14 protein-coding genes are annotated in these 15710 nt (G+C 64.3%); 8 read left to right on the top strand and 6 right to left on the bottom strand.

Annotation, left to right across the window (positions count from 1 at the left end; translation table 11 throughout):
• Positions 1–3: 3 nt before the first annotated feature.
• From AC1D1B_RS22625 to AC1D1B_RS22615, 3 genes are read left to right on the top strand one after another with little or no spacing between them, the layout of a single operon-like run.
• Positions 4–1272: an efflux RND transporter periplasmic adaptor subunit gene (locus AC1D1B_RS22625; RefSeq protein ID WP_477334602.1), complete on the top strand. Its 1269-nt coding sequence runs from the start codon at positions 4–6 to the stop codon at positions 1270–1272.
• A 4-nt stretch (positions 1273–1276) separates the two neighbouring features.
• Positions 1277–4414: an efflux RND transporter permease subunit gene (locus AC1D1B_RS22620; RefSeq protein WP_477334601.1), complete on the top strand. Its 3138-nt coding sequence runs from the start codon at positions 1277–1279 to the stop codon at positions 4412–4414.
• A gap of 10 nt (positions 4415–4424) precedes the next feature.
• Complete coding sequence (locus AC1D1B_RS22615) at positions 4425–5924, top strand: efflux transporter outer membrane subunit (RefSeq protein WP_477334600.1); 1500 nt, start codon at positions 4425–4427, stop codon at positions 5922–5924.
• Positions 5925–5947: 23 nt separating this feature from the next.
• Here AC1D1B_RS22615 and AC1D1B_RS22610 read toward each other — a convergent pair whose 3' ends face one another.
• On the bottom strand, positions 5948–6223 hold the full coding sequence (locus tag AC1D1B_RS22610; protein WP_477334599.1) for a DUF6074 family protein: 276 nt from the start codon (positions 6221–6223) through the stop codon (positions 5948–5950).
• 149 nt (positions 6224–6372) lie between these two features.
• Positions 6373–6669: a DUF982 domain-containing protein gene (locus AC1D1B_RS22605; protein ID WP_477334598.1), complete on the bottom strand. Its 297-nt coding sequence runs from the start codon at positions 6667–6669 to the stop codon at positions 6373–6375.
• Between the two features lie 320 nt (positions 6670–6989).
• Between AC1D1B_RS22605 and map the strand changes: the two genes are divergently transcribed.
• Positions 6990–7817, top strand: a complete 828-nt coding sequence (gene map / locus AC1D1B_RS22600; protein ID WP_477334597.1) for a type I methionyl aminopeptidase — start codon at positions 6990–6992, stop codon at positions 7815–7817.
• A 55-nt stretch (positions 7818–7872) separates the two neighbouring features.
• Here the strand turns inward: map and AC1D1B_RS22595 are convergent, their stop codons facing one another.
• Positions 7873–8775: an SDR family oxidoreductase gene (locus AC1D1B_RS22595; protein ID WP_477334596.1), complete on the bottom strand. Its 903-nt coding sequence runs from the start codon at positions 8773–8775 to the stop codon at positions 7873–7875.
• Between the two features lie 59 nt (positions 8776–8834).
• The gene (locus tag AC1D1B_RS22590; RefSeq protein WP_477334595.1) at positions 8835–9575 is read right to left on the bottom strand and encodes an SDR family oxidoreductase; all 741 of its coding nucleotides are present in this window, start codon (positions 9573–9575) and stop codon (positions 8835–8837) included.
• A 107-nt stretch (positions 9576–9682) separates the two neighbouring features.
• Between AC1D1B_RS22590 and AC1D1B_RS22585 the strand changes: the two genes are divergently transcribed.
• Both AC1D1B_RS22585 and radC read left to right on the top strand, forming a co-directional pair.
• Positions 9683–10585: a LysR family transcriptional regulator gene (locus AC1D1B_RS22585; protein WP_477334594.1), complete on the top strand. Its 903-nt coding sequence runs from the start codon at positions 9683–9685 to the stop codon at positions 10583–10585.
• Between the two features lie 145 nt (positions 10586–10730).
• Positions 10731–11498, top strand: a complete 768-nt coding sequence (radC, locus tag AC1D1B_RS22580) for a RadC family protein (RefSeq protein ID WP_477334593.1) — start codon at positions 10731–10733, stop codon at positions 11496–11498.
• 74 nt (positions 11499–11572) lie between these two features.
• On the opposite strand, the gene AC1D1B_RS22575 is transcribed toward radC, so the two are convergent.
• Both AC1D1B_RS22575 and AC1D1B_RS22570 read right to left on the bottom strand, forming a co-directional pair.
• Positions 11573–12352: an alpha/beta hydrolase gene (locus AC1D1B_RS22575; protein WP_477334894.1), complete on the bottom strand. Its 780-nt coding sequence runs from the start codon at positions 12350–12352 to the stop codon at positions 11573–11575.
• A 199-nt stretch (positions 12353–12551) separates the two neighbouring features.
• The gene (locus tag AC1D1B_RS22570) at positions 12552–13487 is read right to left on the bottom strand and encodes a LysR family transcriptional regulator (protein ID WP_477334592.1); all 936 of its coding nucleotides are present in this window, start codon (positions 13485–13487) and stop codon (positions 12552–12554) included.
• Positions 13488–13649: 162 nt separating this feature from the next.
• Between AC1D1B_RS22570 and AC1D1B_RS22565 the strand changes: the two genes are divergently transcribed.
• Both AC1D1B_RS22565 and AC1D1B_RS22560 read left to right on the top strand, forming a co-directional pair.
• Positions 13650–14576, top strand: coding sequence for a DMT family transporter (locus AC1D1B_RS22565; protein ID WP_477334591.1), 927 nt, complete (start codon positions 13650–13652; stop codon positions 14574–14576).
• Between the two features lie 244 nt (positions 14577–14820).
• Positions 14821–15705, top strand: coding sequence for a cytochrome c oxidase subunit II (locus AC1D1B_RS22560; protein ID WP_477334590.1), 885 nt, complete (start codon positions 14821–14823; stop codon positions 15703–15705).
• The last annotated feature ends 5 nt before the right edge of the window (positions 15706–15710 follow it).

Raw genomic sequence — 15710 nt, 5'->3', positions numbered from 1 at the left:
GCCATGCGACTCCCATCCAGCCAGTCCTATCTGCCGTCGCGCCTTTCCGCCTCCTGGGTCGCGATGCTGGGTGCCGCGCTCTTTCTCGCAGCCTGCTCCCAGGAAGAGGGCAAGGCTCCGGCAGGCATGGGCGCCGCCGGCCGACCCGAGGTCGGTGTCGTCACGCTGCATCCGCAGTCGGTTGCCATCACCGCCGAACTGTCGGGACGCACAACCGCTTCGCTGACCGCCGATGTCCGCCCGCAGGTGAACGGCATCATCCAGGCCCGGCTTTTCCAGGAAGGCAGCGAGGTCGTGGTCGGCCAGCCGCTTTATCTCATCAACCCCGCGAGCTACCAAGCATCTCTGGACAGCGCGAAAGCAGCGCAGCAGAAGGCTGAAGCGGCGGTGCCTACCGCGCAGTCCAAGTTCGACCGCTACGCCGGCCTGCTGGCGCAAAAGGTCGTCTCGCAGCAGGATTACGACGACGCTGCCGCCACGCTGGCACAGGCGCAGGCGGACGTGGCGTCGGCCAAGGCGAGCGTGGAAACCGCACGCATCAATCTCGACTACACCAAGATCACCGCGCCGATCGCCGGCCGCATCGACAAGTCGTCGCTGACGCCGGGAGCGCTCGTCACCGCCAACCAGGACACCGTGCTCACCACCATCCGCGCGCTCGATCCGATCAATGTCGATGTCACGCAATCAAGCACCAATCTGCTCAATTTGCGCCAGGCCATCAATGAAGGCCGGCTGAAGTTCAGCGGCCCCAATGTCAGCGTCAAGCTCAAGCTCGACAACGGCGCCGTCTATACACAGACCGGCAAAATGGAATTCGCCGGCGCCAATGTCGACCAGTCCACCGGCACCTTCGCGCTGAGAGCGCAGTTCCCCAACCCGGATCGCCTGTTGCTGCCCGGCATGTATGTGCGCGCGCTCATCGAGGAAGGCGTCGCCCAGAACAGCTTCCTGGTGCCGCAGCGCGCCGTCAGCCGCAACACCAAGGGTGAAGCGACGGCCATGGTCATCAACGCTGCCGGCAAGGTCGAGCAGCGTGTGCTCGCCGTGCGCAACAGCGTCGGCAACAGCTGGCTTGTGGATTCCGGCGTCGGCGATGGCGACCGCGTCATCGTCGAAGGCGTGCAGCTGGTACGCCCCGGCGGCGATGCGACCGGCGTCGAGGTGACGATCGACGAGGCAACCGGCGAGGTCAAGGACCGCGCGCAGACCTCCTCGGCCGTGCCCGCCGCCTCGGAAGTGGCGGCCAACGCCCAGAAGACCGGGAACTGAGCCGATGTCCGCATTCTTCATCAACCGGCCGATCTTCGCCTGGGTGATCGCCATCGTGATCATGCTGGGCGGCCTGCTCGCGCTCACCACGCTGCCGATCTCGCAATACCCGCAGATTGCGCCGACCACGGTCAACATAAGCGCGACTTATCCCGGCGCTGACGCGCAGACGGTCGAAAACTCGGTGACCAAGGTCATCGAGCAAGGCATGACCGGCATCGACAATCTCGACTACATGACGGCGACGTCGACCTCGACCGGTGCGGCCTCGATCACGCTGACCTTCACTACCGCGGCCGATCCCGATACCGCGCAGGTGCAGACCCAAAACAAGCTGCAGCTGGTGCAGTCGCAGTTGCCGCAGGTGGTGCAGAGCAACGGCATCACCGTCTCCAAATCCTCGACCGGCTTCCTGATGGTCATCGGCTTCGTCTCCAGCGACGGCAAGATGAACTCGACCGACCTTGCCGACTATGTCGACTCGACTATCAACGACACGCTGAAGCGCGTCGAAGGCGTCGGCTCGACGCAGCTTTTCGGGTCCGGCTATGCCATGCGCATCTGGCTCGACCCCGACCAGCTCGCCAAATATGCCCTGATGCCGAGCGACGTGGCCGCCGCGATCGAGGCGCAGAACACGCAGGTGTCGGCCGGCCAGCTCGGCGGCCTGCCGCAACGCAAGGGCCAGCAGCTCAACGCAACGGTGACCGCCAAGAGCCGGCTGCAGACCGCCGAACAGTTCCGCAACATCATCCTGAAGAGCCAGACCGATGGTTCGCTGGTGCGGCTCAACGATGTCGCCACTGTCCAACTCGGCGCCGAGAGCTATACGACGCAGGCCAATTTCAACGGCAAACCGGCAGCCGGCGTCGCCATCAACCTGGCGACCGGCGCCAACGCCATCAGCACGGCGGAAGCGGTGCGCACGACCATAAACCGCCTGAGCTCGACCTTCCCGCAAGGGGTCGAGGTCGTCTACCCCTACGACACCTCGCCCTTCGTGCGGCTGTCGATCGAGGAGGTGGTCAAGACGCTGCTCGAGGCGATCGTGCTGGTGTTCCTGGTGATGTTCGTCTTCCTGCAGAATCTGCGCGCCACCATCATCCCGACCATCGCCGTGCCGGTGGTGCTGCTCGGCACGTTCGGCGTGCTGTCCTTCTTCGGCTATTCGATCAACACGCTGACCATGTTCGCCATGGTGCTGGCCATCGGCCTGCTCGTCGACGACGCCATCGTCGTGGTCGAGAATGTCGAGCGCGTCATGCAGGAGGAAGACCTGTCGCCGAAAGAGGCGACGCGCAAATCGATGAACGAGATCACCGGCGCGCTGGTCGGCATCGCCACCGTGCTGTCGGCCGTGTTCGTGCCGATGGCCTTCTTCGGCGGTTCGACCGGCATCATCTACCGGCAGTTCTCAGTGACCATCGTCTCGGCGATGATCCTCTCCGTTCTGGTCGCGCTGGTGCTGACGCCGGCGCTGTGCGCCACCATCTTGCGGCGGCCAAAGGACCACGCGACGCAGACCGGTCCGTTCGGCTGGTTCAACCGCGTCTTCGACCGCGGCACGACGGCCTATCACGACGGCTCGCACGGCATTATCAACCGCTCCTGGCGTTTCCTCGCCGTATTCCTCGCCATCGTCATCGCCATGGGCTGGATGTTTGCCCGGTTGCCGAGCTCCTTCCTGCCGGAAGAGGACCAGGGCATCCTGATCACCAGCGTATCTCTGCCGGTCGGAGCGACGCAGGACCGCACCGAGCGCGTGCTGAAGCAAGTCACCGACCACTATCTCAACGACGAAAAGGACGCTGTCGCAGGGGTGTTCACCGCTTCCGGCTTCGGCTTCGGCGGCGCCGGCCAGAATGTCGGCATCGCTTTCGTGCCGCTGAAGGAATTCAGCCAGCGCAAATCACCAGCCTTGGCGGCGCAAGCGGTCGCCGGCCGCGCCATGGGCGCCTTCCGCAAGATAAGGGATGCGCAGGTCTTTGCCCTTGCCCCGCCCGCCATCCAGGGTTTTGGCAACACCAACGGCTTCGATTTCTACCTGCAAGACGTCAACGGCGCCGGCCATGACGCGCTGATCCAGACCCGCAACCAGCTCCTGGGACTTGCCGCGCAGAGCAAGCTGCTCACCGCCACAAGGCCCAACGGCCAGGAGGACCAGCCGCAATTCTCGGTCGACATCGACCAGGAGAAAGCCAGCGCGCTTGGCGTCAACCTCGCCGACATCAACAACACGCTGTCGGCCGCCTGGGGCAGCGACTACGTCAACGATTTCATCGATCGCGGACGGGTCAAGCCGGTCTATTTGCAGTCGGACCCGAACTTCCGCATGCAGCCGGAAGACCTGGACAAATGGCAGGTCCGCAACTCCGCCGGCACCATGGTGCCGTTCTCCTCCTTCGCCTCCAGCCACTGGACATTCGGCTCGCCGCGGCTCGAACGCTACAATGGCTCGGCCGCAGTCGAGATCCAGGGCGCCGCGGCCGCCGGTATCAGCTCCGGCGCCGCGATGGACGAGATCGACAGGCTGGTGGCGCAGCTGCCGCCCGGCTACTCCCATGAATGGACCGGGCTGTCGCACCAGGAACGGCTTTCCGGCAACCAGGCGCTGTCGCTCTACGCGATCTCGGCATTGGTGGTGTTCCTGTGCCTGGCAGCACTTTATGAGAGCTGGTCAATCCCGTTCGCGGTCATGCTGGCTGTGCCGATCGGCATCTTCGGCGCGCTGCTCGCGGCAAGCCTGTTCGGCCAGACCAACGACGTCTATTTCAAGGTCGGCCTGTTGACCACGATCGGCCTCGCCGCCAAGAACGCCATCCTTATTGTCGAGTTCGCCATCGAACGGCAGACGGCCGGCATGGGTCTCGTCGAGGCGACACTGGAAGCGGCGCGACAGCGATTGCGGCCGATCCTGATGACGTCGCTGGCCTTCATCCTCGGCGTCACGCCGCTGGCGATCGCCAACGGCGCCGGCTCAGGCGCGCAGAACTCGGTCGGCATCGGCGTCATGGGCGGCATGATCGCGGCGACGGTGATCGGCGTGTTCCTGGTGCCGCTGCTGTTCGTCACGGTGCGGCGCATCTTCAAGGGCGGGGCGGCTAAACAGGGCGAAGCGCCAGCAGCAGCCAACCAGCAATAAGGGTTCTTCCATGACAGGTTTTGAACGTGGCTCGCGGGCCGCGAGGCGGGCGCTTGCGCCTATACTTACCGCCGCCGTGCTCTCCGGCTGTGTCGTCGGCCCGGACTATGAGAAGCCGTTTCTGGCAATGCCGGCGGCATGGAGCGACCAGAAGTCATCCAAAGCCGCCAGGCCACCGCAACTGTCGCAATGGTGGCAGCGCCTGCGCGATCCGCAGCTGGACAGCCTTGTCGGGGAAGCGGTTGCCGGCAATCTCGATGTCGCCACTGCCAAGGCCAAGATCCGCCAGGCGCGCGCCAGCTACCGCCAGAGCGCCGGGACGTTGTTCCCGACGGCCGACGGTTCCGGCTCTGCCACCCGCAGCAAGACCGCTGCGACCACGGAAGGCGGCGCCGCCAGCGATGCCTACAGCTATTACCAGGCCGGCTTCGACGCCAGCTCGGAACTCGATCTGTTCGGCGCCAACCGCAGAGGCGTCGAGGCTGCCCGCTATGGCGTGGACGCTTCCGAGCAGGAGCTGCGCTCGACGCTGCTGACCTTGGTCGGCGACATTGCCTCCTACTGTGCCCAGGCGCGCGGCTACCAGGCGCGCATCCAGCTGGCACGGCGCACGGCCGCATCGCAACAGCAGACCGCCGCACTGACCCGCACCATGCTGCTGGCCGGTACGGCAACGGCGGCCGACGTCGCCAAAGCCCAGGGACAGGCAAGCGCCACCGAGGCCGATGTGCCGACGCTGGAGGCCAGCTACGCCGAAGCCGTGCATCGGCTTTCCGTGCTAACCGGCCGCCCGCCGGCGGCGCTGAACGAGCGGCTGAAGCGCGGCGCACCGATCCCGACGCCGCGCCTGCCGCTGCCGACCGGCATTCCCGCCGATATCCTGCTGACCCGGCCCGACGTGCGCATGGCTGAGCGGCAGTATGCCCAGTACACCGCCAAGGTCGGCCAGGCCGAGGCGGCCCGTTATCCCGCGGTCAGCCTGACCGGCAATATCGACACCTCGGCCTTCAAGCTTGGCGACCTCGGCAAGAATTCCACCATCGGCTGGTCGTTCGGGCCGACGCTCAGCGTGCCGATCTTCAATGCCGGGCAGCTGAAGGCCGCGGCCGACGTCGCCAGGGCCGAGCGCGACCAGTATTTCATCGCCTACAAGGCGTCCGTGCTGACGGCGCTCGAAGATGTCGAAAACGCCATCGTCGCGCTGCGCCAGGAGCGCATCAGGAACAGCAAGCTTGCGGCTTCGGTGAAATCCTATGGCGAGGCGGCAAATCTCGAGCGCACGCTGTTCAAGGCAGGCGAAGCCAGCCTTCTCGATGTGCTGGATGCGGAGCGTTCGCTCTACTCGGCCGAGGACGATCTCTTGCAAAGCCGCATCGCCATCGCCACCGACTATGTCGCACTCAACAAAGCGCTCGGCGGCGGCTGGGACGGCACGATCGACAGCGCAAAACCCGAGATCGTCGACGTGAAGACGGGGCCAAGGCTGGCGTCGGCGGCCGAAGAGCCGTGATGAGCGTGTCAGTGTGCTTCTACTTAGAGGCGGGTCCGCGTCTGGCGCTGTCCTGGTAAAGCATCGTCCACCTTGAAATGCATCTCGTCCTGGACGGCGGCGAAAAACCGGCGGACATCGTTGGCCGCCGAAGCCGCATCGCTGCCGGCCGCGATCGCCTTGTCGAGGAGTTCGCGCGCCGTGGCTTTCCAGAAGCAGGTGGCCGTGTCGCCATGCAGCCTGCCCAGCCTTGCGGCGACCTCACGTACCAGCATGGTCTGCCGGTCTAGCGGAAAGGCGCGCACATTTGCTGAGGACATATTTTCTGCACCATGACACTGACGCAACGAATCAGACGCTGCTCTATGCCGTCATGACTAGCTGTGAAGTCGGAAACGGAACCTTAACGGCGCGGAGTCCGTGCCGATCAGAGCGAGTCGGTTGGTCGGCCTCGAGGCCAGGCAGAACTCTAGATCCGCAGGCCCCTCGCCTCGCCGCCGCGCTTGGCCATCACCATCATGTCCCTGGCCAGCAGGCCGCTCACCCGGCAAAACGCCATGAAGGCGCGGCAGGCATCCTCGGTTTTGACCACGTCCACAGTCGCGCCGAAGCAGGCGTTGAACGCCGCCTCATAGATCTTGCCCTGTCGCTTCTTCGGCCAGTCATGCAGGACATCCAGCGCCTGTTCGACGCTGTAGATCTCCTCTACCGGCAGCCCGGGGGCAGGCGCGATGCGCACCGGCACCTCGAATTGCAATCTGTCCATTTCCAAGTCTCCCGAACTGGCATCGTGCACAGCAACGCCGCTCGTCGTCAAAAGTTGCTTTGACCGCTTGTCGCGCAAAAATGTGTCGTCACTGCGATCACGGCAAGTAAGCCGGGCGCGATGCACCTGCCGGGCTCATCCGCATGTCATCAGCTTTGCGGCCTGAATGCCGCGCAAGGACACCTCAAACGCTGAATATTGCCGGCGTTTGCTATCGGTCCGGCAGTTCGTCCTTGAACCTTGCGGCTTCCAGTGCCAAATCTGGAGAGATTTTCGAACGGGCTGATATGCATTGCCCGCTTACAGGCAAAACGGACACTATGGTCACCTATCTCGACGCCGCCACCGCACCCCTCAGGAACACCGGCCAGATCCGCCTCTATGGCGAGGAAGGCTTTGCCGGCATGCGAAAGGCCTGCGATCTCACCGCGCGCTGCCTCGACGAGCTGGTGCCGATGGTCCAGCCCGGCGTCACCACCGAGACCATCGACCGTTTCGTCTTCGAATTCGGCATGGACCAAGGCGCGCTGCCGGCAACGCTCAATTATCGCGGTTACACCAAATCGTCCTGCACCTCGATCAACCATGTCGTCTGCCACGGCATTCCCGACAACAAGCCGTTGAAGGACGGTGACATCGTCAACATCGACGTCACCTATATCCTTGATGGCTGGCATGGCGATTCCTCGCGCATGTATCCGGTCGGCACCATCAAGCGCGCCGCCGAACGCCTGCTCGAAGTCACGCATGAGTGCCTTATGCGCGGCATCGCGGCGGTCCGGCCCGGCGCCCGCACCGGCGCCATCGGCGCCGCCATACAGACTTTTGCCGAGGCCGAACGCTGCTCGGTGGTGCGCGATTTCTGCGGCCACGGCGTCGGCCAGCTGTTTCATGACGCGCCAAACATCCTGCACTACGGCACTGCCTCGGAAGGCGTTGAGATGAGGCCGGGCATGATCTTCACCATCGAGCCGATGATCAATCTTGGCCGCCCGCATGTGAAAGTGCTGTCGGACGGCTGGACGGCGGTGACGCGCGACCGCTCGCTGTCGGCGCAGTACGAACACACGATCGGCGTCACCGAGACAGGCTGCGAGATTTTCACCCTGTCGCCAAACAAGCTCGACCGCCCCGGCCTGCCGGCCTGAGCGGTCGATATTTATCGGGGGCCGATTGACGCCCCACTAACTCACACCCGTCGCCTCAGGCAACAACAGCCGGGTGAAGCAGGTCTTCGAGGCCGATGTTGCGGTAGATCTCCCGGCGCACCCGGTCGGCAACGCCGTTGACGATCTCGGCGCCGTCCTGTGACGGGTCGACATGGACGCGGAACGGCCGTTTGCCGAACGGCATGTCCACGACGCGGACGATCTCGCGCGCCACCTCCGACGGATCGGCGTCGGCGGGCTCGAGGCCGGCCAGCCCCTTCAGCGCCCGATCAGCGATTCCGGCATAAGGCCCCGCTTCATATTCGGCCGCCCGCGCCGCATCGGACGGCTTGCCGGAATGGGCGAAGTGATTGGTGCCCTTGGTGAAGGCACCGGGAACCATGATGGTGGTTTCTATGCCCCACAGAGCGAGCTCGGTGGAGTAGGACACAGCCAGTGCATCCATCGCCGCCTTGGCGGCAAAGTAAGGCGCCAGGAACGGCGGCGTACCGCCGCGTGTCGAGGACGAGCCGACCCAGACCAGCAGGCCCTTGCCTTGCCCGCGCAGATGCGGAAGTGCGGCGCGATTGACACGCTGAGACCCCAGAACGTTGACGTCGTACTGCTGGATGAACTGGTCGGGGGTAAATGCCTCGGCGGGACCGAACACCATATGACCGGCATTGTGGACAATGACATCCAGCCGGCCCGCCTCGGCGATGATGTGGGCGATGCCGGCCTCGGCCGAGGCGTCCGATTGCACGTCGAGTTCAGCGCTGCGCAGGTCGGCCTTGTGCTCAGTGGCCCAAGCGGCGACGGCAGCGACCTGGGGTGCATTGCGCCCGGTGGTCTCGCGCATCGTGGCGTAGACGGTGTGGCCGGCTTCGGCCAGCGACTTGGCGGTCATCAGGCCGAAGCCCGAGGACGCGCCGGTGACGAGGATGACGAATTTGGACATGACGATGGTTCCTTGATTGAGGTCGATTGAAGCGGTTTAGGGTTGCCGGGCCGGCCGGATCAGATGATCCCGCCATTGGCCCGAAGGGTCTGGCCATTGATCCAGGCGCCGTCCGGGCCGGCGAGGAAGGCGACTGCGTCGGCGATATCCTTAGGCTGGCCAAGACGTTCGAGTGGGGCCAATTTGGCCAGGCGATCGACAAGGTCCTGCGGCTTGCCATCGAGGAACAGCTTCGTTGCAGTCGGCCCAGGCGCAATGGCGTTGACCGTGATGTTGCGGCCGCGCAATTCCTTGGCGAGCACGCTGGTCATCGCCTCCACGGCAGCCTTGGTGGCGGCATAGACGCCATAGGTCGGCTGCAGAAGGCCGACGACGCTGGACGAGAAATTCACGATCCGGCCGCCGTCGCGCAGGCGCTTTGCCGCTTCGCGCAATGTGTTGAAGGTGCCCTTGAGATTGACGGCGATCGTGCGGTCGAACAGCGCATCGTCACTGTCGGCGATGGTGGCGAGGTTCATGATGCCGGCATTGTTGATCAGCACGTCGACGCCGCCGAAAGCGGTTTCGACCGTGTCGAACATGCGGGTCACAGCGGCTGCGTCCGAGATGTCGGCCTTGGCCGCGACCGCCCTGCCCCCGGCCGCTTCGATCCTGGCGACAACCGCCTCTGCGGCAGCCGCATTGCCGGCATAGTTCACCACGACGGTGAAGCCGTCCCTGGCGAGGCGCTCGGCAACGCCGGCGCCGATGCCACCCGAGGCGCCGGTGACGATGGCAATCTTACTGGTCTGGTTGGTCATGGTCTGTCTCCTTGTTGGATGCCGTTGATCGGCTGCCAACAAGATGCGCCTTCCCGCCTTGCGGATAATCGGGCATAATCCGACATCATCATTCGAAGGTTCGAACAATGGATCGCTTCGACGCCATGCGCGTCTTCATCCGCATCGTTGAGCGGCGCAGCTTCACCAAGGCCGCCGACGATCTTGGTCTTCCCCGCTCATCCGTCACCGATGCGGTCAAAGGTCTGGAGGCGCGACTGGGCGTGCGGCTGCTGCAGCGCACGACCCGTCAGGTCAGCCCGACACTGGACGGTGAAGCCTATTATCAGCGCTGCGTCAGCCTGGTCGCCGATCTGGAAGACGCCGAGGGTGCTTTTGTCGGCGCCAAGCCGTCGGGCCTGGTCCGCGTCGACATGCATGGCACCCAGGCGCGGTATTTCCTGCTGCCGGGCCTGCCCCGCTTTCGTGAGCTGTATCCCGACATCCGGCTGCACATCAGCGAGATGCACCAGCCATTGGATATGATCCGTGAAGGGTTCGACTGCCTCCTGCGCGCCGGCGAACTGGCCGACAGCCCGCTGATCAAGCGGCGCCTGGCGACGCTGGAAAGAGGCACTTTCGCCAGCCCCGCCTATCTCAGCCGCTTCGGCACGCCGCAAACGCCCGGCGACCTCTCAGGGCACGAAATGGTCGGCCTGATGGCGCCGGACGCAGCCGAGATCATTCCGCTCGTCTTCAGCATCGATGGGAAACCCAGCCAGTTCACCTTGCCCGCCATGGTGACGGTGACCGGCCCCGAGACCAATGTCGCTTCCGCATGCCTGGGTCTCGGGCTGATCCAGGTCCCACGCTACCGGGTCGTCTCGGAACTGGCCAGCGGCGCACTAGTCGAGGTGCTCGCCGGCTTTCCACCTTCGCCCTTGCCGGTTCACGTCCTCTATTCGCCCACGCGGCAATTGTCGCCGCGCCTGCGCGTGTTCATCGACTGGATGGCGCAGCAGTTCCGCAATCGAACCGCGTCGGCGGAATGAAGCACCCCACGCCAGCTGCCTCATCCTCTGAGGCATCGATACGGCAGACGCAGTCCGTTCACCGCCGGCCATACGCCCGCCGCCGAAAAGCACTCGACCTCCGGCTGCCTGTCGCTCTAATCTTGCCGAAACCTCGGGGGGATGGATGGGGAAGAGTGGCGACGACGAACGGGGGTTCTTCTCCGAGCGGTGGATTGAACCGCCGGCGAAGGACAAGGCGCCAAAAGACAAACCGACGGAGAAGCCGCACTATCACGGTCATCGCGACCGCCTGCGAGAGCGCTTCGTCGCCGCCGGCCCCGACGCCCTGCCTGACTACGAACTCCTCGAACTGCTGCTGTTTCGCCTGATCCCGCGCGTCGACACCAAGCCGATCGCCAAGGCGCTGCTGGCGCGCTTCGGCACATTCGGCGAAGTGCTTGGCGCGCCGGTGGCGCTGCTGCAGGAGGTGAAGGGCATCGGCCCTGCCGTGGCGGTCGACCTGAAGGTGATTGCAGCGGCTGCGCAGCGCATGGCGCGCGCGGAAGTCCGCGACCGCGAAGTGCTGTCCAACTGGACGCAGCTTCTTGCCTACTGCCGCTCGGCCATGGCGTTCGAGAACCGCGAACAGTTCCGTATCCTGTTCCTCGACAAGAAGAACGTCTTGATCGCCGACGAGGTGCAGCAGGTCGGCACCGTCGACCACACACCGGTCTATCCGCGCGAAGTGATCAAGCGCGCGCTGGAACTCTCGGCCAGCGCCGTCATCCTGGTCCACAACCACCCCTCGGGCGACCCGACGCCGTCGCGCGCCGACATCGAGATGACCAAGCAGATCATCGACAGCGCCAAGCCGCTCGGCATCGCCGTCCATGACCACATCATCATCGGCAAGAAGGGCAATGCCTCGATGAAGGGCTTGCTGCTGATCTGAGCCAAATCCAAAGGTGCGCGGACGGAGCCCTGAGGCGGCTGATTTCCATGCCGCCCCAGATCCGGCCAATCTCTTTAGCTGAGCGACCCGGCTGCTTGCGAGATGAGCCCGGCGATCTCGTGCGGGTGAGAGATCAACGACAGATGGCTTGCCTTCACTTCGATGATCTTTGCGTTCATGCGCTTTGCCATGAAGCGTTCGAGATCCGGATTGATCGTGCGATCCTCGGTCGAGACAGCATACCAGCTTGGCTTCGAGCGCCAAGCCGCTTGCGTTGTCTTTCCGGTGAAAAGCTTGTCCGAGATCGGCCCCTGGACGGCGTAGAGGATGCGTGCCTTCTCGCGAGGAATATCGCCGGCGAAATCGCGCAGGAAAGCCTCCTCGCCGAGCTTGCCATAGCCATCGGACCAGACGAGCCCGGCGGAGGCGGGCGGCGCCGCAAAAGTCTTGGCGAGCGCCGTGTAATCTTCGCCCGCATCCGGCGCGCGCGCCGCGACATAGACGAGCGAGGAAACCTTTGGATCCATTCCTGCCTCGGTGACGATCATCCCGGCAAAAGAGTGTCCGACAAGGACCGTCGGTCCATCCTGGAGTGCGATCGCACGCCGCGTTGCCTCGACACCAGCCTCCAGCGTGGTCAGCGGATGCTGGACGACGGTTGCGTTGAGGCCCGCTTGTTGCAGCAGGCCAACCACCTCTGACCAGCACGAGCCATCGGCGTAGGCGCCATGGACCAGAACGACATTGCGAACCTTGGGGGCGATCTGCGCTCGCGTCTTGTGGGAGCCGGCCAATATGCTCGTCGCCACCCCAGCGACGAGCGCGGTGGAGAAAGTACGCCGATTTATCATGATCGTGAATTCCTTTGAGAGGTTGGCGGATCGCGCCCAAACTTCGGCCGGGACGCGCCGGAAATGCTTCGCCCGGCGCCTATATCCAGCCTTCGCAGCCTGCCGAGCCTTCGTTACGGCCGTCACCACTTCGTGATCGCATGCCTCGGGCTCTCGCCGAGCTCGGAGGCTTTTTGTGGGGCTGAACCCGAGCGCACACGCTTCAGCTGGCATCCCTCTCGAGCACGCCGCCGCCGAGCCTGCCTTCCAGCAGATCGCGCCGCTGCTGCAATTCGCCGGAGACGAATTTGGTGAAGGCGTGGACGCGCGCCGTGCGGCGCAAATCGTCATGCACAAGCACCCACAGCGCCGAGCCGATCTCCTCGATCAGCCCTCCGACCCGCACAAGCCCGGGCAGACCGTCGCCGAGATAGCAGGGCAATGCGGCGATCCCTATCCCTGCGCCGGCGGCGTGAGACATCGTCACCAGGGAATCGGCGCGGAAAGCTATTTCGGCGTCGGGCAGTGACGACCGCATCCAGCGGGCGACGCCGGTGTTGGCCAGGCTGTCGTCGGGCGCGATCCAGCGCAGAGCGCCAAATCTCGGCTCTGGCTGCAGCGTCTCGGCATAAGAGCGCGCCGCGTAGGCGGCGAAGGCAACGCCCGAAATGCGCCTGCCGACCAGAATTTCCTGCGGCTGCGACACCGGCCTGATCGCCACGTCGGCATCCCTGTGCGTCAGATTGGCGATCGAATTCTGCGTCATCGCCTCGACCCGTATGCCGGGATGCAGCCCATGAAACGCAGCCAGGATCGGCGGCAGCACCGACACCATCAGCGTGTCGGTGGTGGTGACCCGCAACGTGCCTTCGAACCTCAGATCCTGCCCCGACAGTTTGCGCGTCAGTTCATTGACCGTCTCGGCCATTGCGCGCGCAGCACCCAGCAGTTCCTCGCCGCCGGCGGTAAGCGCATAGCCCGTCGGCAGCCTGTCGAAAAGACGGATGCCCAGCCGCGCTTCGAAAGCGTTGACGCGCCTCAGCACAGTGGTGTGGTTCACGCCCAGTATCCGCGCCGCGGCCGCCAGCGAAGCGCCCTCGGCGACGGCCAGCACCATGCGCAAATCTTCCCAGTCGATATGATCGCGTGAGCTGTGCATTCTTGCAGAAGGATAGGGGAAATCTATGCCACTGGCGAGCCAAATGCAGTGCTACCTGTGCATGAATGCAGAGTAAGTAGGCAAATCGGCAGATCGATCTGCACAGGCGCGCAGGCCATATACGCCCAACAGTCGCGCCACCCAAATCTAGGGAATACAATCGTGGAAATCCTCTTCATCCCTCTGGCGCTTGTCGCCGGCGGCCTGCTCGCGGTGCAGGCCGGCGCCAACGCACAACTGTCAAAGGCAGTCGGCTCGCCCTTTGCGGCAACAACGCTTCAGCTCGCGGTCGGCGCGGTCGTGCTGCTGTCGATCACAGCCCTTACAGGAACGACGCCGGCGCTGCTGGCCGTTCGCAAGGCCGAATGGTGGCACGCGATTGGCGGCATGGCCTCGGCCTTCTACGTCGTCTCAACCATTCTTCTGTTCCCTCGCCTTGGAGCCGTCGTGTCCGTCGGCCTGTTCATCGCCGGGCAGATGCTGGCATCCTTCGCCCTCGACACGTTCGGCTGGCTCGGGATTCCAGAAGCCGGACTGCGAGCCGGGCCAGCCTTTGGCATGCTCATCGTGCTTGTCGGTGCTGCCCTCATCGTTCTCGGACAGAAGGGTGCGGCGGATAATCTGTCGCCTTCGAAACTGGGCTGGATCGGGCTGGCGCTGCTGGCAGGCGCGGTGCTGCCAGTGCAAGGCGCGGTGAACGCCTTGCTCCGGCACGACCTTGGCGGCGCACCGTTCGCCGTTGGCACCATCTCGTTCCTGGTGGCGATGCTGGCGATGGCCGCGGTGCTTGTGGCCACGCTTGCCCTGACGAAGGCGCCCCGCCCTCGCCTCGCAGGCCTGTCATCGATGCCCTGGTGGGGCTGGCTCGGCGGCTTCGCGGGCGCCACCTATGTCACGACCGTGTTCACCGCTATCCCCGTGATTGGCGCGGCGGCAGCCGTCAGCCTGACAGTGGCAGGCCAGCAGGTTGCCAGCATCTTCGTCGACACGTTCAGCTGGTTTCGGCTGCCGCAGCGGCTGGTGTCGGGCATGCGGCTCGCCGGCGTCGTCCTGCTTCTGGCCGGCTGCATCGTCATAAAGGCGCTTTGATCCCGCTGGCGCGACACATGTGGCGGGCCCCAGCCGAAATCGATCACCAGTTCCTGTCCCTCCCTGATTTGGGGGTCGAGGTGTCGCTGCGATGTCACCAACGAAGCAAGGTCCGCCGCCGCAAAAGCAATTTTTCGCCCCTTCCACAGCCGGCTCTAGAATTTCGATCGCAAATCACGCATGATGCATTTGGTATTTTCCCGGGACGGCTTCGCGCCCCCTGAAATACCGGGAGGAACGGGACATGCCCATAGTGGTTGTACTCGTTTTGATCGTCTTGGGCTCGGTGTTGTTCCACTTCCTGAGCCCATGGTGGTGGACTCCGATTGCCTCGAACTGGGACTATATCGACAACACCATCATCATCACCTTTTGGATCACCGGCGTCGTCTTCGCCGCCGTGGTCCTGTTCATGGCCTATTGCGTCTTCCGCTTTCGTCATCGCGAAGGCAGCCGGGCTGCCTACGAACCGGAGAACAAGCGGCTCGAATCGTGGCTGACGATCGTCACCGGAGTAGGCGTCACGGCGTTGCTGGTTCCCGGCCTGTTTGTCTGGAGCCAATTCGTCAACGTTCCAAGCGACGCAACCGTGGTCGAAGTCGTCGGCCAGCAATGGCAGTGGAGTTTCCGCTTGCCGGGCAAGGACGGCAAGCTCGGCACATCCGACACCCGCGACGTCACGGCCGACAACCCGCTGGGCGTCATCGCCAAGGATCCCAACGGCCAGGACGATGTCGTGGTCGAAGCGGCCGACCTGCATCTGCCGGTCGGCAAGCCGGTCAAAATGCTGCTCCGCTCGATCGATGTGCTGCATGATTTCTATGTCCCGGAATTCCGCGCCAAGATGGACATGATCCCGGGCTCGGTCACTTATTTCTGGTTTACCCCGACCAAGATCGGAACCTTCCAGGTTCTGTGCGCCGAGCTTTGCGGCCAGGGCCATCCGATGATGCATGGCATCGTCATGGTCGACACCGAGCAGGACTATGTGGCCTGGCTCGGCCAGCAGCAGACGTTCGCGCAATTGTCGACGCCCCAGCAGACGGGCTCGGCGGAACAGGCGCCGAACAACGCGACGGCGTCAGCTTTGAAAGTTGCGGTAAAACTCGAAACTGTCGGGTCCCGCTGAAAAGG

Source organism: Mesorhizobium sp. P2_C5_2, assembly GCF_056404535.1.
Note: the sequence above shows the minus strand (reverse complement) of the source record. Positions and strands in the feature narration are given on the sequence as shown.

Excerpts from the sequence above, each read along its gene's own strand:
- AC1D1B_RS22625 (WP_477334602.1), top strand. The coding sequence starts at position 4 with ATGCGACTCCCATCCAGCCAGTCCTATCTGCCGTCGCGCCTTTCCGCC.
- AC1D1B_RS22620 (WP_477334601.1), top strand. The coding sequence starts at position 1,277 with ATGTCCGCATTCTTCATCAACCGGCCGATCTTCGCCTGGGTGATCGCC.
- AC1D1B_RS22615 (WP_477334600.1), top strand. The coding sequence starts at position 4,425 with ATGACAGGTTTTGAACGTGGCTCGCGGGCCGCGAGGCGGGCGCTTGCG.
- AC1D1B_RS22610 (WP_477334599.1), bottom strand. The coding sequence starts at position 6,223 with ATGTCCTCAGCAAATGTGCGCGCCTTTCCGCTAGACCGGCAGACCATG.
- AC1D1B_RS22605 (WP_477334598.1), bottom strand. The coding sequence starts at position 6,669 with ATGGACAGATTGCAATTCGAGGTGCCGGTGCGCATCGCGCCTGCCCCC.
- map (WP_477334597.1), top strand. The coding sequence starts at position 6,990 with ATGGTCACCTATCTCGACGCCGCCACCGCACCCCTCAGGAACACCGGC.
- AC1D1B_RS22595 (WP_477334596.1), bottom strand. The coding sequence starts at position 8,775 with ATGTCCAAATTCGTCATCCTCGTCACCGGCGCGTCCTCGGGCTTCGGC.
- AC1D1B_RS22590 (WP_477334595.1), bottom strand. The coding sequence starts at position 9,575 with ATGACCAACCAGACCAGTAAGATTGCCATCGTCACCGGCGCCTCGGGT.
- AC1D1B_RS22585 (WP_477334594.1), top strand. The coding sequence starts at position 9,683 with ATGGATCGCTTCGACGCCATGCGCGTCTTCATCCGCATCGTTGAGCGG.
- radC (WP_477334593.1), top strand. The coding sequence starts at position 10,731 with ATGGGGAAGAGTGGCGACGACGAACGGGGGTTCTTCTCCGAGCGGTGG.
- AC1D1B_RS22570 (WP_477334592.1), bottom strand. The coding sequence starts at position 13,487 with ATGCACAGCTCACGCGATCATATCGACTGGGAAGATTTGCGCATGGTG.
- AC1D1B_RS22560 (WP_477334590.1), top strand. The coding sequence starts at position 14,821 with ATGCCCATAGTGGTTGTACTCGTTTTGATCGTCTTGGGCTCGGTGTTG.